Genomic DNA, 24,866 nt, shown 5'->3' with positions numbered 1-24,866 from the left:
TGATTTAAATGCTGTAATTAAATATTGAAAGGTTATAAAATCAGCAAAAAGAAAAATGTGCGTTATAGTATCGAACTCCTTTGTCCAATCTTGCGTAAGAACTTATCTAATCTTTTCGGTGTGCCAAGATAATCTGAAAAATAAAAAGCAGAAAAAATAATGAGACGTTACTTTTTTCTGCTTTTTACTCTAAATCAATTAATTTGAACGTCCCCTTTTGCTTTTACTTTCCCTTCTGATTTCTTTTTTTGAATATCTCTTGGCTACATTAAAGGCATTTAGCACTTTAAGAAAAACAGACCGAAAATTTTGCATTCGTTAATAACAGACTAAAAATATAGAAAGAGAACTGGTTTTTAATATTGACATATAATGAGAACTTATAGATAAAATAAAATGAAATTTTATAAAAAAATGGAAGCAACCAAACTAAAGATAGTAAAATCTTCTATCTGCAATTTATTAATAATAAATTAGTAAGTAAATCTCGATATAAATTTAAATAACTTAAAAAACACTTTGAACAATTCAAAGTGTTTTTATATGCAAATAATTTAGTTTATATTCAAAAAGTCTATGAAAAAGATGAGAAAACTGAAACTTGATTTGGATATTGTGCAGTATGTAGTCTTGAAGAATTTAATATTGATAAATGGCTTATTTTATCTATAAAAACAGAGTTCTGAGTGATAGACACCCACACTGCCCTTATCCTACCCGTTACATGGAAAGTAAAAAGATAATTCAAGATGATGTCTTTCTAGTTCATTAATAACTCAAATAATATTATACCTATTTCCTATTTCGTATATTATTGATATAATTAGTTAAGTATTGTACTAAATTACTTTTACTGTTTCAAAGGTGGAGAGTAAAAGAATTATTAACGGAGTCGCAAGCATTCTATATACGGCTTTGTCAATGGAGGAATAATGAAAAGGATAAAGAAAATTATTATTGCTGCTTTTAGCGTTCTAATCGCAGTTTCAATTGTGGGCTGTTCAAATAATGGAGCAAATAAATCAGGCCAAAAAGCTGATCCAAACCAGTTCAGACGTGAATATAAAGAAAAATACGACAAATTAAAAATCGGATCATATGATAAAGATGATACTAAAGGTGCTACTATAAAAGAAGCAACCAATATTTTGGGCAAACCTAATTCTACTTCAACTACCAAAAACAGCCAAGGCGCAAAGATTAAGTCCTATATTTGGAAGAAAAAGAAAATGCAAATTGGTGTTTCATTCGTAAAAAATAAAGCAATTATGAAAGTCATTGCTGGATTGGACTGGAAAAGAGACCAGAAAATCACTGCTAAGGACTTTGACGCTGTAAAAGATGAGAGCTCTTACAAGAGTGTAATTAAAAAATTTGGTGAACCTGATGGCATAGCTGAAGCTCGTGTACTAGATAATAAAAGTGTCACTTTAATTTATAATTTAGACACACCAAAAAATAAAGACAAAAAAGTCAAAACAGTAGGTAGTTTCATATTCAATAATGATGTATTAATATCTAAAACAAAATCCGCTGAGTAACAAAAAGAACACTTCAAATTAATGGAGTGTTTTTTGTTTGCTGAAACTCTGAAAGCAATTATTAACTATTACGCCCAATGTAACCTTAATTGAAACAGCAGTGGTTTAAAACTGTTAATCGAGATTGCTGATTTAAATGCTGTAATTAAATATTGAAAAATTTTTGTCTAGCAAAAAGAAAAATGTGCATTATAGTACCGAACTCTTTTATCTAATTTTGCGTAAGACCTTATCTAATCTTTTCGGTGTGCCAAGATAATCTGAAAAATAAAAAGCAGAAAAAATAATGAGACATTACTTTTTTCTGCTTTTTACTCTAAATCAATTAGTTTGAGCGCCCCCTTTTGCTTTTACTTTCCCTTCTGATCTCTTTTTTTGAATATCTCTTGGCTAGATTAAAGGCATTTAGCACTTTAAGAATAACAGACCGTAAATTTTGCATTCGTTAATAACAGACTAAAAATATAGAAAGAGAACTGGTTTTTAATATTGACATATAATGAGAACTTATAGATAAAATAAAATGAAATTTTATTAAAAAGTAGACTATGGAACTTATTTGTTGCTTTTTTAATTATTGATATAATGAAACTGATCAGCACGAAAGTGCTCATATTAACTCTGCTATTAGCTTAATTTAGTTTTCTTAGCAAAGAAAATATATAAATGTCGTAAAGCGAATTTTACAACTCTAATTATCGGAGGATTAATAAATGAATTTTAAAAAAGTGATTACTGCTACTTTAAGTCTTTTGGCAGTATTATCAGTTGTCGGCTGCTCAAATAGCAAATCAAGTAAATCAGGTGTTAATAACAAAAGTGAGCAAAAAGCAGATCCAGATCAAGCAAAACTTGATTTTAAAGCAAAATACGACCAAATAAAACTTGGTAATGATGCTGAGCAATTAAAAGGAAAGAAGGTCAAAAAGGTCAAAGGAGCAACCTATAAGAAAGTAAAAAAGATTTTGGGTGAACCAAATTCCGTCTCAACTCCCAAGTATAGTGATGTAAAAAAGATTTATAAGTGGAAAAAGAAAGAAATGGCTATTGAAGTTGGTTTTAATAAAGGCAACAGGGCTATTTCAAAAGGTATTTCTGGTTTAACGTGGAATGACGAACATAAAATTACTGCTAAAGAGTTTAATGAGATAAAAGTTGGAAGTTCGTACGCTAGCATAATTAAGAAATTCGGTAAGCCTAACCAACAGGACGAAACCTATATTTACGGCAAAAAAGAGGCAGATGCCCTTTATTTTCACAGATACTCTATAGATCGTAAAATCGTCTACTTTATATTTGTTAATGATAGACTAACAAGTAAAACTCGGAGTAACTTAAAAAACACTTTGAACAATTCAAGATAATATTTTAATTCATGTAACTCAAAAACAATACTGTTAATCAAGATTGTAGTTTAAAATGCTATAGATAAATATTTAAAGGATTTGTTTAGCAAAAAGAGAAATATTCATTTCACTGAAATTTCGTATAAGAGTTTACCTAATCATTTTTAGTAAAATGATTAGATGAAAAAAAGCAGAAAAAAGTAGTGTCATACTCTTTTCTGCTTTTTACTTTAATACAGTTAATTTGAGCGCCCTTTTTACTAGTTACTCGCCCTTCTCATCTCTTTCTTTAAAAACTTCTTTAGCTACATTAACCGCATTTAGCACTTTAGGAAAGCCAACGTAAGGAATAGCTTGAATAAAGGTTTCAATAACTTCTTCCCTTGTTAATCCTACATTTAGAGCTCCGTTAATATGTACATTAAGTTGTGGTTCAGTGTCACCTTGCGATAATAAACTGGTAATAGTAATCATTTCTCTTTGCTTTAAGTCTAAAACTCCTCGATCATAAATATCACCAAAAGCAAATTCAATAATATACCTGCCCACGTCTTCTGGTAAGCCTGCTAATGAGTCAATAACTGCTTGTCCTGACTCTTTATCTACTTTATTTAAATTCTCTAATCCGCGATCATAACGTTCTGAATTTGTCATTTTTATTCTCCTTAATTTAACTGTTTAAAACAGAATAAATCCTGGAGTGCACTCCACGTCAACTGATTTCAAAAATTCATTTGACAATTAAAAGTCACAAGCGTACTTTTTAGAAATAATTAGTATTTAGATAAAGGAAGTTAATATGCAGTATTCAATTGGGGAATTTTCAAAATTATGTGGACTTTCGATTGACACTTTACGCTTTTATGAAAAGCAAGGATTAGTTTTTTCCAATCGTAGAAAAAATAACCGTCGATTTTACACGGATAAAGATCTTGCTTGGGTTGAGTTCATTATCCGACTAAAAAAGACTGGTATGAGTATTAAAAACATGCAAGAATATGCAAAACTGCGCTATAAAGGTGATGAAACTATTCCTCAACGGCTAAAATTGCTATTTGATCAATTGGATTCTTTACACTATCAACAAAAGCAACTTGATGAAAACATCGACTTTATTGAACATAAAATCAAAACATATTTGAATTTAAATGATCAATAAGTCGACAACAAAGATTCTGAACATAGCATAATACAGCCCTCACGTTTGATTTTCACCCAATCTTGAGAGCTATTTTTATGTATTACAAAAACCTCTTGTGTTGCACCAGTTTCCTTATGGTTTTTATACTAACACCAAAAAAATAAAATTAGCTCGGTTTGTCGACAGCATTTCATAACAAAAAAACTCGATTTTTAATCGAGTTTTTGCTTTTTGCATAACTTGTTTTCCGCATTGTCAATGTTTGGCCCTAAAGTGCTGTAAAAAAAGCTAAAAGTCCAAAAACAAACCCAACAGAGTTACATGCTGCAATCGGAATATCACGTTCTTCCTTAAAAAGAGCATAAACTATCCAAAAGAAAGTATTGATTGTTGCGGCTAGAGGCTGAATAGGGTTCCCTTTTACTCCCTGCAAGTTACTTATGATTTGCGGTATATAAGATACATACATGATAATTGCAGTAATTGATGCAACCCATCCTAAAATTTTCATTGCTTTTTCTAGTTTCACTTTTTCATCACCCAGCGCTATATCCTATCATTGGCTACTCTTCCTCTCCAGAGTATTTAGTGTTTCTTTCAATTCCAACTTTATAGTTTCAGTTATCGCTTTCAAGTGTTTTCATCTTCGTAACTTTAATTCAGAAGTATTTTCGAGTATTTAAGATCCAGCCAAAGAAAGTTTCTTTTGCAAGCAATTAACTTGCATATAAAAAAGAGATTTCAGGTTTCTAATAGTAAAAAGGTAATCCTAATCTGATGACTAGGAGTTGAACACTTATGTAGTTATAATCCAGTCTATATTATATTTTTAAAATAATGTTACTATAATTTATTGATATTTTTGTATCATATATGATACATTAACGTTAATTTATTAAAATAAAGATAGGAAAGAAAAATATGAATATGCGTAGTAATAAGAACCGCCGTGGCGAAAAATTATTATTTAGCAGTTTAACTGCAGCTGCTTTAGCTATGGTTAGTACAAATCCCAAGTTAGTTAAAGCCGATAATATTTCATCTAATAAAGTATCAGTCAAGTCCAAAAATATATGCTCTCCAGACAAAAGGATAAAGTACAGCCGATCTATCAAAACGGAGACACTAAATACTTTAAAATCTGAAGAAAACGTACCTGCAGAAACTGATTCGGCTGATAAGAATGTCGACGAATCTCAAGATTCTGTTCCTGAAATTTCAACAACTCAATCAGCTAGAGAGACTTCGCCGAGTATATCCCCGAAGTCCAGCACTAAATGGAATAATCTCGATGTGGATTTTGATACCGGCATTCTTACTATCTATGGTAATGACCAGACTATTGCAAATCCAGATTGCATTTTTTCTAATCTCGATAATATAAGTGATAGAAGTATTACTAAAATTAAACTTGATGGCAAACTGAAAATCACTGGTTCCGCAAAGGATTTATTTAGCTACTTGAGTAATCTAGAAGAAATTCAGGGTTTAGAAAATCTTGACACTTCCGAAGTTACTAATATGTCTTCTATGTTTGCACATATTAACGTAAGCTCCCTTGATTTAAGCAACTTTGATACCTCAAAAGTAGAGAACATGAGCAATATGTTTTCAGGGTGTTCATCTTTAAAGCAATTGGATTTAAGCAACTTTGTAACAACAAAAGTAACAGACATGAGCAATATGTTCTCTTTATGTGAAAGCTTAACTGAATTGGACTTAAGAAGCTTTGAAACTGCTATAGTTGAAAACATGTCCGAAATGTTCTATGAGTGCTATGATCTTGCGCTTTTAAACATTGATACTAATAAATTCAATACTAAAAATGTAGTTGATATGTCTGGCATGTTTTCTAATTGTGAGAATTTGACGACTGTCGATGTCAGCAAATTTGATACCAAAAAAGTAACTAGTATGAGCTGTATGTTCATGGACTGTGAGAACTTAGCAGCTATAAACGTAAGCAATTTTGACACTCAAGTTGTAGAAGACATGTCAGGAATGTTTTACGGTTGTAGAAATTTAAAGGTTCTAGATTTACGCAATTTTTACTTTAATGAAGATACCCAAACACATCCGGAAATGATGTTAGCTGACTTAGATAAATTAAATACCTTAAGGCTTGGCCCAAATTTTCTATATGAATTAACTACATACACTGAGCTTAATACCGAAGGAATTTGGTTAAATGTCGGTAACCAAACCGAAACTGATCCTCAGGGTACTCAAAGATGGACTTCTAGAGAATTAATAGAAAATTATGATAAAGATCATCCTGATACCTATGTCCGTATTGGACATGTTAATGTTCATTATGTTAATAAAGACACTAACGAGACTATCTCTCCTGATAAAATCTCTAAAGGGAAAACTGGCGATTCCGGAGTTATTACTGCCCCTGTTTTGAATGGTTATACCATCAATTCTAAAAAAATTAATGATGCCCCTACGACCTCTTCTAGCCCAGATACTGCAGATGTTGTTTATGGTAATATTAGTGAAACTTCTCAGGAAGTCACTTTCTTTTATACTGAAGATCCGTTGGCGGCAAATGGTAGTGTTACTGTCCGCTACCAAGACGAAAATGGCAACCAAATTTCATCTGATACTGAACTAATTGGTACCATTGGCGAAATTTATACCACTTCAGCTAAAACTATTGCAGGCTATACTTTAAAAACTACTCCTGCTAATGCGACTGGTTTGTTCACTGAAACGCCGCAAACTGTTATCTATATTTACTCTAGTGATTTCGTTACTCCTGAGCCACCAGCTGAAAATGGTCTCGTTAACGTTCATTATCAAGATGAAGATGGGAACCAAATTTCACCAAACTCAGTTTTAAGTGGCAAGGTAGGTACAAGCTATGTCACATCAGCTAAGACCATTACGGGCTATACACTTAAAAGCACCCCAAGTAATGCAACCGGATTGTTTTCTGCACTACCTCAAGAAGTAATTTATATTTATGAAAAAGAAAATTCAAACCCAGAAACACCATCGAAAACTGGTGTGGTAACTGTCCACTATCAAGATAAAAACGGTAATTCCATTGCCTCTAATACTGTGTTGACAGGTAAAATAGGTACAAGCTACGTTACGTCAGCAAAAGTTATCAAGGGCTATACACTAAAAATTTCGCCTGCTAATGCCAAAGGTCTCTTTAACGAAACACCGCAAACTGTTGTTTATGTTTACTCAAAAATTATTGTTGATACTTCGCAAGTTAATAAAAAACCTCATCTAAGCAACGCAGTTTTAAAGAACCCTACTCCTAACATCAGTAAAGATACCGCTATTGATTCAAATGAGTTACCAAAAACTGGTTTAAATAATCAATCCAAGTTAATTTCATTAATTTTAGGAACTTTATCTTTAATTGGAACCTTATCTGGAGTTTGGTTAAATCGCAAAAAAAGTAAATTAAAGTAAATATATAAAAATGCTAACGAGATTATTAATACTCGTAAGCGTTTTTTATTTGGAATACTAATTTCATATAAGAAGAATATTGTTGGAAAAGCTATATCTTTTGAAGTATTTAAAAAATCGCTAAAACTTATATACGTATTTATTTGTTCTCAATATACTCTATGATTATAAAACATCAATTACTAAATATTGATTTATGCACTTTTTTGTATTCTGTGCTATATTTATATTAAGTATCATTTTAAATTGGGAAAGAAAAGTGGAAAATGGAAAAGTATAAAAAAATAGAGCAATTCAGAAAGAAAGTCTTAACTGCCACAACTATTGCGAGTTTAGGCCTGATTGCAACTAATGCTGACTTGGTGAAAGCCGACAATCAGCAAGTAACAGCTGAATCTAATTCTATAAGTGAAATAGATTCTCAGGAATGCCAACAATCAACAAGTGACAGCAACCAACGTACGATACGACAAACAATTGCAAATGAAACATCTTCTTTGCTCAGAAATACATATACCGGGCAACCAGTTACTGTTCGTTATATAAGTTTTGAAACTGGTCAAGATGTTGCACCTTCTGTTACTATGAACGGTGATTTAGGAGCATCTTATTTCTGCGATGAGAAATGGGTCCGGAATCACAGGCTAAAAGAAGTTAGAGGTAATCGCACTGGAACATACACTAACAGTCCTCAGACAGTTACGTTTGTTTATACTAATCAAGGGGCACCTGTTACCTTTCGTAATCACGATGAAGATGGTAATGAAATTATACCGGACCAAATTACGACAGGTAGTTTTGGTTCGGCTTGGAGTATAGTTCCTCGCTCTAGAGAACCAGAATTTACGTACGTAAGAACCGAAACAACAGGGCCTGTTAATCCTGGAAGTCTCTTTCCCGCTGGTAATTATGGCTCCTATCCTACAATTGTTACTTTTATTTATCATAGAAATCCAGTGAGTCCTGTTACTCCAACGGAACCTGTTAGTCGAACTAGCACAGTTACCGTTCATTACCAAGATGAAAATGGCAACCAGATTGCTACTAGTGAAGTATTAACAGGCAAAGTTGGTGATGGCTATGTATCATCGACTAAAGAAATTAGTGGCTATACATTAAAAGTTCGCCCTGATAATGCGACAGGATTTTTCACTGAAGCTCAACAAGTAGTTACTTATATTTATTCTGCTAACGTTGAAGAACCTGATGATTCCAAACAGCCAAGTACAAATCACCAAAAGCTAGTAGTTACTCCTGCTAATAAGCATCAATCACGTAACAGTGAGGTTCGCCCTATTTCAAAAGATCCTAGTAATAGAAAGAAACAGTTACCGCAAACCGGTGCTGATGAACAAACGGATTACTCATTGCTTGCTCTCGGGATAACAATCTCGCTTTTGAGTAGTTTTGTTGGCTACATCTTTACGCGGAGAAAAAGAGAGAACTAATATTAAATAAGAGCGGTATTTAATATAAAGTAAAAAGACCTATCTATTATCCTAGATAGGTCTTTTTCTACACTGATTATATAAGTCAGTGTCCTTCTGTTAATATTATTTTTGTTTACGTTTTAGCCAAGCTCTACCTGCCGTACTAATCAGCAACTTCATACTGCCTAAAACAGATAAGATAACTTCATCTTATCTGTTTTAGGCCCATTTGAAAGTGGTTGACTTTCTTTTGGTTTTTCAATGGACTATTTTCTTGATTTGTTATGTTTAACTGACTCAGTAGCATTTGTAGTTTCAATACTATTTTTAGTATATATAAGTTACTGTTTGATTATTAGTGGCAAAGAAAACAGTAGCATTGCCTTTAACTTCTTTAAAGGTATAACCAAAAATAGATTTTGCTCAATCTACTTTCCCAACTTAAAAATAATCAAAATCTAGTTTTCACAAATAGCAATGGTAAAGTCCCTTCACAAGCTGGCATAAATAAATTTTTTCACGCTCATTTAAAGGAAAGTGATATTGATCGCAACGGTTCCCACTTTCGCAGTTTAAGACATACACACGTTGCTCTTTTACTATTTAAGGTGTGTTGACCTCTTTAATCAACTTCAAAACGCTTAGATTATTCAAATATTACTATAACTGCTAAAACATATGCTTACATGCTAGACGAATATAAAGCTCAACAAGATGATATTATAGAGGAAATTCTTGATGAAATATAAAAAAACTATCTAAATAAAAAGATAGTTTTTTTATACTTCAGCGAATATTTGGCGAACTACATAGAGTTAAATGCTATAATATCAATGGTTTAAGCCACTATTATAAGGAGAGTACAGGATTTGAACCTGCGCGCCAAGGAAAACTTGGTTCGCCGGATTTCGAGTCCGGTGCATTACCACTCTGCCAACTCTCCACAACGAAATTAATTATACATTATCTGACCTTAATTTCCAAATAACATTTATTTTTTTGACTACATTTTTAGAGTAGTTAAGATGCTCCATTGAATTTTTGTATTTCTTAAATTTTACTCAAGAGTAATCGCAAAATAGAGTCGCACTATTGTTAGCTGTTAAAATGTTTTTGAATAGTATCACTATAGGTGGGGATTTGATTTGCATACTTATATCTGGCTTACATTAATATCAGCAATAACATTGCTAATACTCATTTTTAGCCTTAGAAATTCTCGGCGCTTCAACTTATTTGATCATTGGTTACATCATAAACTAGTCAGAAGACATGATGGCTTTAGCTGGAAAGTAATTGCCTTTATCAACGATCCAAAGTTATTAGTGATTTTAGACATTTTTATTGCTAGTTTTTTAATTAATGAAGAAAAAGAACTACTAGCGTTTTGGGCCCTTTTCACTCTTGGCTTTACAGATATGGTTGGACTGCTTTTAAAAAAATGGATGCATCGCAAACGACCAATTAAACACTTGAGCCTTGAAACAGGATATAGTTTTCCGAGTGGACATGTATTAGGAACAACTATTATGGTTCTAATTGTCTGGGAACTCTTTAAAGCTAGGTTTGGTGCTGCCTTTGTCATTGCTCTAATGGCAATTTGGATTATGGTAGTTATTTCACGTATTAGCTTGAAGGCGCATTATCCTTCTGATGTACTGGGTGCGACGACACTTGCAGTATTCTGCTTTGGCATTTCTCAGCAGCTTTTCTTGTTAATCTAAATTGAACTTCCTTTTAAAAATATTACCTATCTAACTCAAAACTAATTGAACATAAAAAGACAAATTCTTTAATTAAAGAATTTGTCTTTTTATGTTCTTTATTTTAGATAACAAACAAAAGTTCCTTCTATAAAATGTAAACATTTCCAAAGCTCCCAATCTGCCAAAGTTTTTACTAATTTTAAATGGCACTATTATTTATAGATACTATTTTTTCTATTGCTTAAAAAAGTAAAAACATGTAAAGCAAATAAATAACATTAAAATTAAAACCACAATAGTAATAACTTATGATATACTAAAGCTCGTTCCGGTATCATTTGCGATACTGAAAGGTTATAAGTAACATTACTTTTAAAATTATCAAAAAGGTGAAACCCTCAATAAAGTAGACCTACTAATTGACAGTTTATTCTAAATAAATCAACTTTTTACGTAAAATAAGGAAATTAGTCAAAATGAAATATAATAAAGATAACAAGAAAACAAAATTAGGCATACGTACCCTTACCTACTGTACGCTGATTTCAGCTTCTTTACTCTCGGCTAATCAAGTACATGCCGCCACTGATTCTTCTGCTTCAACGACAAGCGCGCAAGCTTCAACTAACGAGTCAACTGAATACCAGTCGGAAGGTGCAAGTACTTCTCAGACTCAAGAGCCTTCTCAAACAACTAGCAATGAAGAAACACCAGATATTTCTGCACCCGAATCATCTTCAAATAGCAATATTGTAAGAGCTTCAAGTGAATCTATTGATGATTGGATGCCAGACAAGAACTTACAAAAAGCAGTAGCTGAGAATTATGGCGTTGAAGTAAATCAATTAACTAAGGAACTTGTAGCTAATCATCATTGGGTAGTTTTAAGATTAACTGACGATATAGATAAAGCTGAAAACGATGGAAGCTATTATGTTAAAAGTTTAAAAGGTCTAGAGTATATACCGCAGCTGACTTGTAACATAAGATTGTACAATACTACTAATGAAGGTATGAGTATTGATTTATCTTACTTTCTTACCATTAAAAACAATCCCAATATAAGCCACAACATCATGCTCAGTAACGAAAACGCTGATTTTACAAATTTTCACCTTTTCTGGGATTATTTGAATTCTAGCAATAATGAAGTTACTTTTTCCGGTTTAACACTATTTGATTCAAATTTTGTTAATCGATATTCATTTCCATCTCTCGAAGCTAAATTAAGTGACTATCAAGAGTTAATCTTACCTATTTCCAATTTTTATAATAAAGGAACTGCTTTTGCAAACGGTTCAGAACACGGTGGCGCAGTACTAGTAATTAATCCAATGAGACTTCCAAATAGCCTTGATTTTGACACAACAGATGAGGACAATTCTGCTAATTTCTTAACTTACACGCTCTTTAATGACGGTCATAATGACTTAATTTACGCTGTATATTTAGAAGATGACAACCTGGTTTTTAAACTAAAGAAAGGTAGTCTGCAAAGCTCAGTAAACTCAGTAACTCTAAGTACCAGATTTCACTTTACACACATGACTCGCCTTGCATATAGTGTAGTTTCTGTTACGAGTAATTACTACTTCCATACCGATGTATCGCTTAACATTACATTGAACTCAAACGGAACTGTTAAAGTTAACTATGAAGATGAGAATGGAACCCCTATTGCAGCTAGTGAAACTTTAACTGGAGCTGTGGGAGCTTCATATACCAGTGTGCAAAAAACAATACCAGGCTACACTTACAGAAATTTAAAAGCTGGTAGTGCCAGTGCATCTGGAGTATATACTACCAGCGACCAAGTAGTGACATATGTTTATACTCGGAATTTTATTCCCAACCCTACTAGTTCTTCAAAACTAACCGTTCATTACCAAGATACCGATGGTAATAAAATTGCCGATAGTAAAACCATCTTTGGCAATGTTGGAGATAGCTATGATGTATCTGAAAATGCAGGTTATAAGTTAAACATTGCAGGCTACACCTTTAAAGAAATCAAAGGCTCTCCTACTGGTACTTTAACTGACACTGAACAAACAGTCATTTATGTCTACACCAAAGATCAAACAGACAAACCCGAAATTGAAATCACTATTGTCGATAAAAATGACAAGCATAAAAAGAATGAAAAAGAAGTTAACAAGAAGTACATCAATAACACTAAGCAACCAACTCCTACTCAGAAGAACAGCCTTCCTAAAACAGGAAAGACTTCTGGTATAGCGCAGGTATTAGCTGGCATTGCCGTTCTATTTACTACTTTTGGTGCTTGGGCATTTAAGCGTAAGCAATAGTGAGTAAGACGTAATATTCTCTTTAGACTATTCAAATTATAATAATTCAACCCCAGGCTAATTTGTTAACCTGGGGTTTTTGGCTACGACCTTTACTTTCATATAAGTAATTACAAGCTATACCAAATGGCGTGAATGTCCTAAGTATACAAATTTAGCAACATATGCTAGCTATGAAAATATTAATGACACAGTCATAGAGATAAAAGGTAGAAGTTAGTTTTCAAACTTGCTATTAAAAAATGCCAATAAAAAAACATAAAAGTACAACAAATATGGTATACTAAAAATCATCAGTATCATATATGATACTGATGATTTGCAAACAAATTATAATTTTGTAAAAACTAACATAGAAGGAATAAAGGAAATTAGTCAAAATGAAATATAATAAAGATAACAAGAAAACAAAATTAGGCATACGTACCCTTACCTACTGTACGCTGATTTCAGCTTCTTTACTCTCGGCTAATCAAGTACATGCCGCCACTGATTCTTCTGCTTCAACGACAAGCGCGCAAGCTTCAACTAACGAGTCAACTGAACACCAACCAGAAGGTGCATGTACTTCTCAGACTCAAGAGCCTTCTCAAACAACTAACAATGAAGAAACACCAGATATTTCTGCACCCGAATCATCTTCAAATAACAATATTGTAAGAGCTTCAAGTGAATCTATTGATGATTGGATGCCAGACAAGAACTTACAAAAAGCAGTAGCTGCACAGTATGGAATTACTGTAAGTGAGTTAACTAAAGATTATATAGCCTCTAATTGGCGATATGTGTCGTTGAACCTTACTGACGACGAAGACAAAGCTAATACTGACAGCAGCTTTTACTATGTACGCACTCTGAAAGGTCTTGAATTTATACCTGAATTACGATGTTACATTGAGTTGCATCACACCACAAATCAAGCTTTGAGCGTTGATTTGTCATACTTCCTAACTATCAAAAACGATTCCACCAAGCGCCATCATTTTGACATTGATAATGAGAACGCTGATTTTACAAATTTTCACCTTTTCTGGGATTATTTGAATTATAGCAGCGAAAGTGAGGCTCAACGTTCTAGTTCTTCAGTGTCACTAAATGACGGCGGTATTACCAGAACTCCATCAGTCTCACTCGAAAAAGCAATTAATGACTATCAGAAACTGGTTCTACCTATTTCGTCCTTTTATAATAAAGGGACAGATTATGCATTAGGACCTGGTTATAATGTCGCAACCTTATCCCTTACACCGGATAGAACCCCATCTGATGACGATCTTGATTTTGACACAACAGATGAAGATAATTCTGCTAATTTCTTAACTTACACGCTCTTTAATGACGGTCATAATGACTTAATTTACGCTGTATATTTAGAAGATGACAACTTGGTTTTTAAATTAAAGAAAGGTAGTATTGCGAATTCAGATGGTCCTGTAAATTTAACTTCAAAATTTAGTTTCTTACATGAAACGGTGCCATTATTTAGTAGTTTTTTGAACGGTTCTTATTCCTTCAGAACTGAAGTATCGCTTAATGTTGCATTGAGCTCAGCTATAAATTCAAACGGAACCGTTAAAGTTAACTATGAAGATGAGAATGGAACCCCTATTGCAGCTAGTGAAACTTTAACTGGAGCTGTGGGAACTTCATATACCAGTGTGCAAAAAACAATACCAGGTTACACTTTCAGAAATTTAAAAGCTGGTAGTGCCAGTGCATCTGGAGTATATACTACCAGCGACCAAGTAGTGACTTATGTTTATACTCGGAATTTTATTCCCAACCCTACTAGTTCTTCAAAACTAACCGTTCATTACCAAGATACCGATGGTAATAAAATTGCCGATAGTAAAACCATCTTTGGCAATGTTGGAGATAGCTATGATGTATCTGAAAATGCAGGTTATAAGTTAAACATTGCAGGCTACACCTTTAAAGAAATCAAAGGCTCTCCTACTGGTACTTTAACTGACACTGAACAAACAGTCATTTATGTCTACACCAAAGATCAAACAGACAAACCCGAAATTGAAATCACTATTGTCGATAAAAATGACAAGCATAAAAAGAATGAAAAAGAAGTTAACAAGAAGTACATCAATAACACTAAGCAACCAACTCCTACTCAGAAGAACAGCCTTCCTAAAACAGGAAAGACTTCTGGTATAGCGCAGGTATTAGCTGGCATTGCCGTTCTATTTACTACTTTTGGTGCTTGGGCATTTAAGCGTAAGCAATAGAGAATATTTTAATTAACAGTCTTTGTAAAAAACAGTCAATAAAATTTTATGACTGATTTAGCCCTGAACCACATAGTAGTTCAGGGCTTTTTTAGTGACCATAGTATTTCCCAGGAGTTTATTTTACGACTGTTAACTTCAAATCAACAGATGGATTGATATTGACTACAAACAAAAACCTGTTAATAGAATATAGGAACTAGCCTACCTTCTCGATTAACAGGAATTAATGCTAAATAATTTGCTTTTATTTTTATAGCAAGCTAAACGCTTTACCTAGAACAAACACAATTACACATAAAACTAGAGTATACAGCGCACAATAAGGCAAGGCTTTTTTCAAAAGAACGCCTTCTTTACCTTCAAGTTTAGTGGCTCCAGTAGCAATGGCAATACTTTGGGGGGAAATCATTTTACCTGCAGTAGCTCCGGCCATGTTTGCAGCCGCTAACCAGTAAGGGCTTACGTGTAGCGCATTTGCTGCTTGTACCTGCAGCGCCCCAAAAAGAACATTTGCGGAAGTATCACTACCAGTAATGAAAATTCCAAGTACTCCGATAATCGGAGAAATTACTGGATAAAATGCTCCAGTTAATTTTACTAAGCTAATCGCAATAGTAGCAATCATACCACTATAGCCCATTACTTTTGACAAACCTACGATTGCGCATACTGTGACAATTGTCTTAGTTAATTGTTTAATTGTATTAAATAGTACTGAGAATATCTCTTTCAATGATAGTCCTTGAATTAAACCGCCAACAAAGCTAGACAGTAAGATTAATGTACCTGGTGAAGATAACCAGTCAATATCTACAGGTTTAGCATTAGGACCATGATAAAAGTGAAAGCTCGTTTTAATACTTGCTAAAGCACCTTTAATTGTTGGAAACAGCGACGAAGTAAAGATGATTAATACGAAAACCAAAATGAACGGTAGCCAAGCTTTAATTTTATCGCCAGTTGATTTAGTTTCCGTATCATTTTCTGACTCGTCTTCCTCTTCGTTTCTGCCATAAAATCTCGTAATTAAAACAAGCGCTAAAATACAAATAATTGCACCAACAATTGATGGCAATTCGGGTCCCATATACTTAGTAATAAATATTTGCGGCACTGCAAAGGTAAAACCTGCCAGTAAAGTGGAAGCTAGTACCCCATTCCCTTTAAATGATTTTAGTCCCTTGCCATCAGTAACAAGTACTAAAACAAAAGGAATGATCATAATTAATACAAACAGTTGAATCGCAACAAAATACGATAGCTGAGTTGCACCAAGCCCCGTAACTTTTGCCAACGTTGTGATCGGTAAGCCGACAGCACCAAAGGCAGTTGGTGCCGTATTAGCAATCAAGCAAACAACCGCAGCTTTAAGCGGGTTCATTCCTAAAATGATGAGAATGCTTGCCGGAATGGCTACGGATGTACCAAAGCCAGCAACTGCTTCTAAGAACCCACCTAAGCCCCAGGCCAAAATCAATACGAGTATTCTCATATCTTTGGTAATTGAGGTGAGCATCGACATAATCGTGTCAAGTCCACCAGACTTTTTACTAATATTATAAATAAAAAGAGCCGATATGATTACATAAATGATGGGCCAAATTGCCATCATTATTCCATCTAAACCGGCAGTTATACTATTTATAAATGAAAAGTTAAAGCCGATAATACTCAATGCAATTGCACCAACGAATCCAATCGCACACGCAACATCTCCTCGCACATGAAATACGCCTAAAGAGATTATTAACCAAATTATCGGAACTAGGGCAATAACAGTTTTTAATAAATCCATTCTAATTTCCTCCGTTAATCTCGTTCAAAATTAACAAGATAATTTCTTCAAAATTCTGAAAAAATTACACGAAACAGTGTCTATCGCGTGATAAGACACAACAAACAAATTAAAATGTAAATTACCCTTAAACGTATTCTATCACGCTATTAATTTCATTAAAAGTAGGTTGAGCGGATTTTTAGTAATCGCTTTCAAAATCTATTTTTTAAAAATAAAGTAAAAGCCTAACGTAATTTAATTACGTTAGGCTTTCTAGCAATGACAAATTTTCAAAAATTAGTTAACTCACACGATTTATAAATCGTCAAAGCCAACCATTAAGCTACCTTCTTCAGCATAAAAACTACAGATTCCGCGCATAGAGCGAATCACAATTTCTGCTTTTGGATATAATGCCTGAATTCTCTCTTTCAGACTCTTGGCATCTTTTTCATTTTTGCATTGATCGATGACGATTCGACCACCCTTATATTTTCTTTCTTCCATTAATCTCAAAGTCTCTTTAAAAGCACGTTTCATCCCCCGTACTTTTGAAATTGGTTCGAGCTTTCCCTCATCACTAGCTGTTCCAATAATATCAATATTTAACATTTTGACCATTTTAGCAACTGCCATGTTAACGCGACCATTCAAAGCAAGGTTATGTAGAGACTGGAAAATAACTAACAAGTGGGTATGCGTTTTATACTCTGATATCTTTTGCTCGATATCAACAAAACGTGTATGCCCGTCAACTAAACGCTCAATTTCTCTTTGGATAACTGATTCTTCTGGACCTGCAGTGCGTGAGTCAACTACAATCACTTTGCTGCCAGGGTTCTCTTTTTCATAGATTTGTTTTGCCTGATAAGCAGATGAAAAGCAGCCACTCAAGCCACTGGTAATTGTTAGTAAAATTGCCCGCTTGCTACCTTCAAGAGCTTTAAGCCAATCGTCAATACTTGGGCAAGATGTTCGTCCCTCTTCCGTATTTTTTTTCATACTTTCGAGAAATTCATCCATATTAAGGTCTTCGTTATCGAGGAAGTCCCGACCCGCAATAGTAATCGTTAACGGAACAACCGTTAACTTTTCGCTAGCATTTTCGTTAGCGCCAGAATCTATTATAAATTTTACTTCTTCCATAATTAGAAACTTCCTTAGATTAAAAATAAACCAATTTATCTTAAAATTGTATAGATAAATAATAATACAATTTAATTTAAAAAGCGACTAAATATTATTTAAACTTTTTTAATGCTAGAAATCGTTTACAAAAGTTTACATAATCACAAACTTAAGCTAAAATTTGTCTTGTAGAGATGGAGCCTTTGCTCCTCTTAATGTATGTACTAGCTGTTAGTACAGCATTTATTATTTAGGAGGTTTTTAGATGTTAAAATCAGTCATTGAAAATGTTCATGCACTGGAAATCTATGATTCACGTGGTAACCCAACTGTAGAAGCTTTTGTTACTCTTTCAAACGGTGTCGTAGGAAAGGCTGAAGTTCCATCAGGTGCTTCAACTGGTGAAAACGAAGCGGTTGAATTGCGTGATGGCGGTAAACGTGTTGGCGGTAAAGGTGTTTCCAAAGCTGTTAACAATGTTAATACTGAAATTGCTAAAGCTTTAAAGGGTTTAGACCCTCACGACCAAGCTAATATCGATCGGGTAATGATTGAATTAGATGGTACGCCAAATAAAGCTAAGCTTGGTGCTAACGCTATTTTAGGTGTTTCAATGGCAACTGCAGATGCAGCTGCTAAAGACAGCAACCAACCATTATACAGATACCTTGGCGGTACTGATCTTGAAATGCCACAAACTTTCCACAACGTTATTAACGGTGGTGAGCATGCTGACAACGGTATTGATGTTCAAGAATTCATGATTACGCCAGTTAAAAAGACATCATTCCGTGATGGTTTTGAAAAGATCGTTAACACATACCATACTTTAAAGAAGGTTCTTGAAGACATGGGTTACGAAACTGGCCTTGGCGACGAAGGTGGTTTTGCTCCTAGCATGAAGAGCTCTGAAGAAGCTTTACAAGCCCTTCATGATGCGATTGTTAAAGCAGGTTATAAGCCTGGTGAAGACATTGCTATTGCTTGTGACTGTGCTGCTTCGTACTTCTACAACAAAGAAGACGGCAAATACCACTTTGAAGGCAAAGTATTTGATGATGATCAATTAGCAGCATACTACGACAAGCTACTCGATGAGTTCCCTGAATTAATTTCGATTGAAGACCCATATGATGAAAACGATGTTGAAGGTATGATTAAGTTTACCCAGAGTCATAAAGACAGAATTCAAATTGTTTTAGATGACTTCATTTGCACTAACCCTAAGCTTTTAACTAAAGCTATCAAGGAAGGTGCGGGTAACGCTTCATTAATTAAATTGAACCAAATCGGTACTGTTACTGAAACTTTGGAAACTATTCGTCTTTCTCGTAAGAATGGTTACAACACCATGATTTCTCACCGTTCAGGTGAAACTGGTGATACCTTTATCGCTGACTTCGCCGTTGCAATCAATGGTGGTCAACTTAAGACTGGTGCTCCAGCACGTTCAGAACGTGTTGAAAAGTATAACCGTTTACTTGAAATCGAAGAAGAACTCGGTGATGGCGAACGTTTAGCTACTTTTCCAGATAGCGTTGACAAAGATTAATTAGTTTAAGCTATTAAAAACAAAAGCTTGCAAGTACTGCAGGCTTTTTGTTTGCTTATTTTATATGTTGTCTATTATGGTAAAATTTGAAGAAGATACAAACTGAATAAAGTGAATTGACTAAAAAACAGTCTGATATCACACCATTCTGATAAGTTGCGTTTAAATAAAAAAACTCGCCATTATTGACGAGTTTTTTTAATCCTTTTGCTTGGCGTTTTTTGGTTAAATGCTTGAACATAGTATATTTTTGCGTGCTTTTTGGAACTTCAGCACAAATAATAGTTTCTTGAACAATCGGGTTAATTCTATCGGTTAGTGAGTTATGAATCATCATTGGTAAACTCGTTAAAACTAAAATAATGCCAATTACTATTCCGGCTGATTTTCTAATTGACATAAACTACTCCTCTATCAATAATTTTATTTTGTCTTTGTTGTAATAGTGCGCTAGTATTTCAAACACTTTTTAAATTTCGTGATTGGAGGCATGTGCTTTTCTTATTTGCTAGAAATAGCAGTACAATTGTGCTAACTTAGATTATGAATTATTTAGTTAAGGAAGGTAAATTATGGCTGAAAAAAATGATGGTTTAACGCAAGCCGAAGCAGATAAGCTCCTTAAACAAGATGGATTAAACGAAGTTCCGGAACCTCAATTCAACTTCTTCAAGGAATTTTTATCTAAATTATGGAATTTGTCAGCTTGGATCTTAGAAGCCGCATTAATTTTAGAGTGTATTTTGGGCAAATGGGTGCAATCTTTATTTGTTTTATTAATGTTGCTATTTGCTGCTTGGAATGGCGCTTCAAAGAAAAAGCAATCACGAACGGTTCTAAATAATATATCACATAAACTGACTCCGAAAGTTTCTGTTCAACGTGATGGCAAATGGCAGAATATTGATTCTAAATACCTCGTAGTTGGAGATTTAATTAGTGTTCAAGCCGGTGATGTTCTGGCTGCAGACGTTAAATTAATCAGTGGTCAAGTTTCTTTTGATGAAAGCTCAATTACGGGTGAAGCTAAAACCGTTAAAAAAGGTATCAATGATACAGGCTTTGCGGGCACCACTATCGTTGATGGAAACGGCTTAGCAGTAGTTACGGCAACTGGGGCTAATTCTCGTTCCGGTAAAACCATCAACTTAATCAACAATTCAGCTGCACCAGGACATTTACAACAGCTATTAACTAAAATTATTTACTATTTATGTATCTTAGACGGAATTTTAACTCTAGTAATTATTATTGCCTCGTTCTTTAAGGGCGGCGATTTTAATAATTTCATTAATATGCTACCGTTTTTGGCAATGATGTTCATCGCTTCAATTCCTGTAGCTATGCCTTCAACCTTTGCCCTTTCAAATTCATTTGAAGCTACAAGATTAAGTAAAGAAGGCGTCTTAACCTCTGATTTAACAGGTATTCAAGATGCTGCTAACCTAAATCTATTGCTGCTTGATAAAACTGGCACGATTACTGAAAATAAAACTGCGGTTGCTAGTTGGACAAATTTTAGCGATATAGACAATACCACCCTGCTTGAACTTGCCTCCGCCGCAACTGACCAAAGAAATAAAAAGATCATTGATAATGCGATTGATGATTATGTTTCGGAACTTGGTTTGACAATAAAAACGAGCGACGATTTCACTCCTTTTACTTCAAGCACAGGTTATTCAATGGCCAATATAGAAGGTCATAATGTCAAACTAGGATCATTTAAGCAGTTGTCCCTGATTGACTCAACAGCTAGTGCCAAAGTGAAAGATATCGACTTTGGTGCAGGACGTTCAGTTGCATTGCTGGTTGATGACAAATTAGCAGGTGTGTTTATTCTTCAAGATAAAGTTCGTCCTGATTCAAAAGCAGCTCTTGCTGAACTTAAAAAACGTGGCGTTTTACCAATTATGCTAACCGGTGACAACCAAAAGACCGCCCAAGCAGTTGCCCAAGAAGTTGGTCTTAAAGGCGACGTTATTTCAATTCACGATTTTACTGATAATACTGATACTAGTCAGCTAGCCGGTATTGCTGACGTTTTACCTGAAGATAAATTACGGATGGTTAAATTCTTTCAAAAGGAAGGATACATTGTCGGTATGACTGGTGACGGGGTTAATGACTCACCTGCCCTACGCCAAGCTGAAGTTGGGATAGCAGTTTCCAATGCTGCTGACGTAGCCAAACGTTCTGGCAAGATGGTTTTACTTAATGATGGTCTTACCTCAATTGTTAAAATATTAGACGCGGGACATCGCGTTTATCAAAGGATGACAACTTGGTCTTTAACTAAGTTGGCTAGAACTGCCCAGCTTACTATGCTGTTAACTTTTGGCTATCTGTTCTTTGACTATATCCCAATGGCACTAAATGCAATGGTCATTTACACGATTATGAATAATATGGTAACCATGATGATTGGTACTGATCGCACTCATATTACTTACAAACCAGAAAACTGGAACATGGCCAAACTAGCGAAAATTGCATTTTCCCTGGCTTCTGGTTGGACAATTGTTGGTATTGTGGCAATTGCCTACCTTAATACGCATGGCTGGAATCATGGCACTATTTCAACGATGGTTTATGTATACCTGGTCTTGAGTGCAATGTTTATCATTTTAATCACTAGAACAAAGCGCTACTTTTGGCAGGATTATCCTTCAAAAGCGGTTGGACTGACACAGTTAGGTGATATTATTTTGACAATTATTCTTGCATTATTTGGCATTGCTATGACTAAAATTAATTGGCTAAACTTGTTATTAGTCTTCATTGTTGCTTTACTGGCAGCAATTGTCATCGACTTGTTCTATCAACCAATCATGAAAAACAGATAAATTGCAATATCTAAAAAGCTGAGCCTTTTCGATTAGGCTCAGCTTTTTTATTCTAAATAAATGCTGTAAACAATAAAAGATCACAATTAGGATCTTTTCCTTTTAAAAACAGTTATTTTTTCATCTCGTATACATAAGAAGTTTCTTTTGGACGATAAACTCCATGAAGTTCTCCTACACGTGTAAAGCCCATTTTATTAATTAAATGCTGCATGGCCTTATTATTTTCATGGGTATCTATTCTAATTGAATCAACCTGTTCGCGTTCTTTAGCTTCTTGAATTACAGAATCTAATAACTGCGTAGCATACCCTTTTCCAGCATGCTCAGACTTAATTGCTACACGGTGAATGACCACATAATTGTCTGTATTACATAGCCAATGACCACTTAAATGATCATAAACATGATCAGGACCATCAACAACGGCAATTGCTCCTACTGTTTCTTGATCATTGGAAACAGCCAAGTATGCCCAGCCGTTTTGGATATCCTCTTTAATCTGATCAGTTGAAGGATAAACACCTTGCCATTGATCGACACCTCTTTCTGCTAACTGATTAGCTCCGTCTTTTAAAATAGTTATAATTTGGTCAAAATCGGCCATAGTTGCTCTTCTTAATTGCAAATTATTCTATTCTCCTTTTTTTGAAATACTGTACCATTATATATATTCGACCTCGTCTTGTAAAAAGTTTTATCTCTTAATTTCAAAAAAATTTTGATAAAAATAAAATACCGTTTTTACTGTTGTAAAGCGGCTTTTATTTAGAATAATTACTTAAATAATTTAGATTTTAAAAATAGTCTGCAAACTCAAAAATGTTTTCCTTGTAAAAGCACGTCTATTTTACTTACCAAGGTTTCAAATATATATTGCAAATTAACTAGTGATGACATAAGATTAAATTGTTCTTTAACAAATGGTCATATCTATAAAAAATGGAGTCTAAAGTGGATAAAAAAAATAATAATGAACATAGTTCAAGTTTAAGCTCAAACTCTAACCAAAAGCCATTGTATAAAAAAAGCTGGTTCTGGATTGCACTCGCAATTGCAATTGTTATTTTGATAATTGGTTCTTGGTTTTTAATAAACAGAAAGAGTAAAAACTCTAATAATGCCAATAATTCTATTAAAGTTGAACAAAAAGCAAAAAAGAGAGCAAAGGGTCCATTTGATAGTGTTGAAACCGATAAACCCGGTGTTTACAGAAATCGCTTTGGAGATGAAACCAGTAAAGGCAACTTTGTCATCTGGGAAATTTTTTACAACATTATTCTGAATAAAGATAAAGGCAGAAGAGCAAACTCTAAAGAGGTTGCCTCTATGTTTGGTTCTAAGCCATCAGGTTCTATTAAAATAAATCCAACTTCAAAAGACAAAATTGAGGCAAAAAGCTGGAAATTTAAGGATATTATGGTAGTTGTTTATTTCAAAAACGATATTGCTTTTAAAGTTCAGTCAGCTAATTTTCGTTGGAATTCACGTGGTCATAAATTGGATCTTAAAGCATACAAGTCACTTAGTGATTTAAGTGACTTTAAAAAAGAACCTACTAAATACACAGCGTTTATCAAAAAATACGGTATGCCTGATAATTTGACAATCCTTGCTTCAGAGCCTGATAAAAATCACAAAAAAGAAGACTATTCTATAACAGCATACTGGTCAACAGGTATTAATGGCAAATCCAAAAAATCAGAAGTAATACTGTGGTTTACGAATAATCAGCTCTTATTAAAAAAAGAAAAAGGCTTAAAGTAGTTAGTAAATAAAGCTAGCAGCCTTAAAATATAGTTACTCAACTATTTAAAAACAAAGAAAAAACCGATGAAACTATCATCGGTTTTTTCTTTTCTTAAGCACCATGAAATTGCACGAGTGAATATACATCAAGACCCGGCAATTTTTCTTTTCCTTTTAAGTCAGGAAGTTCAACATAGAAGGCAGCACCGACTAATTCAGCACCAAGATCTTCAACTAATTGCTTACATGCCCGTAAAGTACCAGCAGTAGCCAGTAAGTCATCACAGATAACTACTTTCTGACCAGGTTTAAATGCATCTTTGTGCATTTCCAGACTATTTGAACCATATTCCAAGTCATAAGAAGCACGTTCAACTTCACGAGGAAGCTTGTGTGGCTTTCTCGCAGGAACAAACCCAATTCCTAATTCAGTTGCAACTGGACAACCAACGATAAAGCCACGAGCTTCAGGACCAACGATTACATCAGCCCCTCTACTTTTAGCGTATTCAGCCAATTTATGAGTGGCTTCTTGAAACAACTTACCGTCTTGCAGTATCGGGGTAATATCACGAAAGATAATGCCCTTGTTGGGAAAGTCCTTAACACTTGCAATGTGTTTTTCAAAATTGTTTGTCATAAGAAGAAAATCCTCCAAAACTCTAA

19 protein-coding genes and 1 tRNA gene are annotated in these 24,866 nt (G+C 34.2%); 11 read left to right on the top strand and 9 right to left on the bottom strand.

All coding sequences use genetic code 11. The annotated features are described in order from the left end of the window. Window positions 1-932: 932 nt before the first annotated feature. Window positions 933-1,541, top strand: coding sequence for a DUF3862 domain-containing protein (locus tag AC2JF9_RS00870; protein WP_500724787.1), 609 nt, complete (start codon window positions 933-935; stop codon window positions 1,539-1,541). A gap of 713 nt (window positions 1,542-2,254) precedes the next feature. Beyond that, window positions 2,255-2,905, top strand: coding sequence for a DUF3862 domain-containing protein (locus tag AC2JF9_RS00865; RefSeq protein ID WP_500724785.1), 651 nt, complete (start codon window positions 2,255-2,257; stop codon window positions 2,903-2,905). Between the two features lie 246 nt (window positions 2,906-3,151). On the opposite strand, the gene AC2JF9_RS00860 is transcribed toward AC2JF9_RS00865, so the two are convergent. Further along, entirely contained in the window at window positions 3,152-3,541 is a 390-nt protein-coding gene (locus tag AC2JF9_RS00860) for a carboxymuconolactone decarboxylase family protein (protein WP_500724784.1), read from the bottom strand. Between the two features lie 145 nt (window positions 3,542-3,686). Here AC2JF9_RS00860 and AC2JF9_RS00855 point away from each other — a divergent pair, with 145 nt between their 5' ends. Beyond that, entirely contained in the window at window positions 3,687-4,046 is a 360-nt protein-coding gene (locus AC2JF9_RS00855; protein ID WP_500724783.1) for a MerR family transcriptional regulator, read from the top strand. Between the two features lie 250 nt (window positions 4,047-4,296). Here the strand turns inward: AC2JF9_RS00855 and AC2JF9_RS00850 are convergent, their stop codons facing one another. Continuing rightward, window positions 4,297-4,539 (bottom strand): SemiSWEET family transporter, encoded by a 243-nt coding sequence (locus AC2JF9_RS00850; RefSeq protein ID WP_500725380.1) that lies wholly within the window; start codon window positions 4,537-4,539, stop codon window positions 4,297-4,299. Between the two features lie 410 nt (window positions 4,540-4,949). On the opposite strand from AC2JF9_RS00850, the gene AC2JF9_RS00845 reads away from it, so the two are divergent. Then, a complete protein-coding gene (locus AC2JF9_RS00845) occupies window positions 4,950-7,460 on the top strand; it encodes a MucBP domain-containing protein (protein WP_500724782.1) in 2,511 nt (836 codons plus the stop codon). Between the two features lie 266 nt (window positions 7,461-7,726). After that, window positions 7,727-8,908: a MucBP domain-containing protein gene (locus AC2JF9_RS00840; RefSeq protein ID WP_500724781.1), complete on the top strand. Its 1,182-nt coding sequence runs from the start codon at window positions 7,727-7,729 to the stop codon at window positions 8,906-8,908. A 309-nt stretch (window positions 8,909-9,217) separates the two neighbouring features. Here the strand turns inward: AC2JF9_RS00840 and AC2JF9_RS00835 are convergent, their stop codons facing one another. Next, a complete protein-coding gene (locus AC2JF9_RS00835; RefSeq protein ID WP_500725379.1) occupies window positions 9,218-9,304 on the bottom strand; it encodes a MucBP domain-containing protein in 87 nt (28 codons plus the stop codon). 440 nt (window positions 9,305-9,744) lie between these two features. After that, a tRNA-Ser gene (locus AC2JF9_RS00830) sits at window positions 9,745-9,833 on the bottom strand. Window positions 9,834-10,035: 202 nt separating this feature from the next. On the opposite strand from AC2JF9_RS00830, the gene AC2JF9_RS00825 reads away from it, so the two are divergent. The 3 genes from AC2JF9_RS00825 to AC2JF9_RS00815 all read left to right on the top strand — a co-directional run bounded on the left by AC2JF9_RS00825 (window position 10,036) and on the right by AC2JF9_RS00815 (window position 15,145). Then, complete coding sequence (locus AC2JF9_RS00825; protein WP_500724780.1) at window positions 10,036-10,614, top strand: phosphatase PAP2 family protein; 579 nt, start codon at window positions 10,036-10,038, stop codon at window positions 10,612-10,614. A gap of 458 nt (window positions 10,615-11,072) precedes the next feature. Next, entirely contained in the window at window positions 11,073-12,905 is a 1,833-nt protein-coding gene (locus tag AC2JF9_RS00820; RefSeq protein WP_500724779.1) for a MucBP domain-containing protein, read from the top strand. 380 nt (window positions 12,906-13,285) lie between these two features. Then, window positions 13,286-15,145 (top strand): MucBP domain-containing protein, encoded by a 1,860-nt coding sequence (locus AC2JF9_RS00815; RefSeq protein WP_500724778.1) that lies wholly within the window; start codon window positions 13,286-13,288, stop codon window positions 15,143-15,145. Between the two features lie 253 nt (window positions 15,146-15,398). Here AC2JF9_RS00815 and AC2JF9_RS00810 read toward each other — a convergent pair whose 3' ends face one another. After that, on the bottom strand, window positions 15,399-16,943 hold the full coding sequence (locus AC2JF9_RS00810) for an L-lactate permease (protein ID WP_500724777.1): 1,545 nt from the start codon (window positions 16,941-16,943) through the stop codon (window positions 15,399-15,401). 297 nt (window positions 16,944-17,240) lie between these two features. After that, the gene (locus tag AC2JF9_RS00805; protein WP_500724776.1) at window positions 17,241-18,071 is read right to left on the bottom strand and encodes a DegV family protein; all 831 of its coding nucleotides are present in this window, start codon (window positions 18,069-18,071) and stop codon (window positions 17,241-17,243) included. Window positions 18,072-18,318: 247 nt separating this feature from the next. Between AC2JF9_RS00805 and eno the strand changes: the two genes are divergently transcribed. After that, window positions 18,319-19,605 (top strand): phosphopyruvate hydratase, encoded by a 1,287-nt coding sequence (gene eno, locus AC2JF9_RS00800; RefSeq protein ID WP_500724773.1) that lies wholly within the window; start codon window positions 18,319-18,321, stop codon window positions 19,603-19,605. A 55-nt stretch (window positions 19,606-19,660) separates the two neighbouring features. Here the strand turns inward: eno and AC2JF9_RS00795 are convergent, their stop codons facing one another. Then, a complete protein-coding gene (locus AC2JF9_RS00795) occupies window positions 19,661-20,005 on the bottom strand; it encodes a hypothetical protein (RefSeq protein WP_500724772.1) in 345 nt (114 codons plus the stop codon). Between the two features lie 172 nt (window positions 20,006-20,177). On the opposite strand from AC2JF9_RS00795, the gene AC2JF9_RS00790 reads away from it, so the two are divergent. After that, window positions 20,178-22,451 (top strand): HAD-IC family P-type ATPase, encoded by a 2,274-nt coding sequence (locus AC2JF9_RS00790; protein ID WP_500724770.1) that lies wholly within the window; start codon window positions 20,178-20,180, stop codon window positions 22,449-22,451. Between the two features lie 112 nt (window positions 22,452-22,563). On the opposite strand, the gene AC2JF9_RS00785 is transcribed toward AC2JF9_RS00790, so the two are convergent. Further along, window positions 22,564-23,079, bottom strand: a complete 516-nt coding sequence (locus AC2JF9_RS00785) for a GNAT family N-acetyltransferase (protein WP_500724769.1) — start codon at window positions 23,077-23,079, stop codon at window positions 22,564-22,566. Window positions 23,080-23,405: 326 nt separating this feature from the next. Between AC2JF9_RS00785 and AC2JF9_RS00780 the strand changes: the two genes are divergently transcribed. Beyond that, entirely contained in the window at window positions 23,406-24,218 is an 813-nt protein-coding gene (locus AC2JF9_RS00780; RefSeq protein ID WP_500724768.1) for a DUF3862 domain-containing protein, read from the top strand. 94 nt (window positions 24,219-24,312) lie between these two features. Here the strand turns inward: AC2JF9_RS00780 and AC2JF9_RS00775 are convergent, their stop codons facing one another. Next, the gene (locus tag AC2JF9_RS00775) at window positions 24,313-24,840 is read right to left on the bottom strand and encodes an adenine phosphoribosyltransferase (RefSeq protein WP_500724767.1); all 528 of its coding nucleotides are present in this window, start codon (window positions 24,838-24,840) and stop codon (window positions 24,313-24,315) included. Between the last annotated feature and the right edge of the window lie 26 nt (window positions 24,841-24,866).

This window comes from Lactobacillus sp. C449L, assembly GCF_059900815.1.
This window is presented reverse-complemented; position numbering and strand designations above follow the sequence as displayed.

What these genes read in the sequence shown, in the direction of transcription:
- AC2JF9_RS00870 (WP_500724787.1), top strand. Translation starts at nt 933, where the DNA reads ATGAAAAGGATAAAGAAAATTATTATTGCTGCTTTTAGCGTTCTAATC.
- AC2JF9_RS00865 (WP_500724785.1), top strand. Translation starts at nt 2,255, where the DNA reads ATGAATTTTAAAAAAGTGATTACTGCTACTTTAAGTCTTTTGGCAGTA.
- AC2JF9_RS00860 (WP_500724784.1), bottom strand. Translation starts at nt 3,541, where the DNA reads ATGACAAATTCAGAACGTTATGATCGCGGATTAGAGAATTTAAATAAA.
- AC2JF9_RS00855 (WP_500724783.1), top strand. Translation starts at nt 3,687, where the DNA reads ATGCAGTATTCAATTGGGGAATTTTCAAAATTATGTGGACTTTCGATT.
- AC2JF9_RS00850 (WP_500725380.1), bottom strand. Translation starts at nt 4,539, where the DNA reads ATGAAAATTTTAGGATGGGTTGCATCAATTACTGCAATTATCATGTAT.
- AC2JF9_RS00845 (WP_500724782.1), top strand. Translation starts at nt 4,950, where the DNA reads ATGAATATGCGTAGTAATAAGAACCGCCGTGGCGAAAAATTATTATTT.
- AC2JF9_RS00840 (WP_500724781.1), top strand. Translation starts at nt 7,727, where the DNA reads ATGGAAAAGTATAAAAAAATAGAGCAATTCAGAAAGAAAGTCTTAACT.
- AC2JF9_RS00820 (WP_500724779.1), top strand. Translation starts at nt 11,073, where the DNA reads ATGAAATATAATAAAGATAACAAGAAAACAAAATTAGGCATACGTACC.
- AC2JF9_RS00815 (WP_500724778.1), top strand. Translation starts at nt 13,286, where the DNA reads ATGAAATATAATAAAGATAACAAGAAAACAAAATTAGGCATACGTACC.
- AC2JF9_RS00810 (WP_500724777.1), bottom strand. Translation starts at nt 16,943, where the DNA reads ATGGATTTATTAAAAACTGTTATTGCCCTAGTTCCGATAATTTGGTTA.
- AC2JF9_RS00805 (WP_500724776.1), bottom strand. Translation starts at nt 18,071, where the DNA reads ATGGAAGAAGTAAAATTTATAATAGATTCTGGCGCTAACGAAAATGCT.
- eno (WP_500724773.1), top strand. Translation starts at nt 18,319, where the DNA reads ATGTTAAAATCAGTCATTGAAAATGTTCATGCACTGGAAATCTATGAT.
- AC2JF9_RS00795 (WP_500724772.1), bottom strand. Translation starts at nt 20,005, where the DNA reads ATGTCAATTAGAAAATCAGCCGGAATAGTAATTGGCATTATTTTAGTT.
- AC2JF9_RS00790 (WP_500724770.1), top strand. Translation starts at nt 20,178, where the DNA reads ATGGCTGAAAAAAATGATGGTTTAACGCAAGCCGAAGCAGATAAGCTC.
- AC2JF9_RS00775 (WP_500724767.1), bottom strand. Translation starts at nt 24,840, where the DNA reads ATGACAAACAATTTTGAAAAACACATTGCAAGTGTTAAGGACTTTCCC.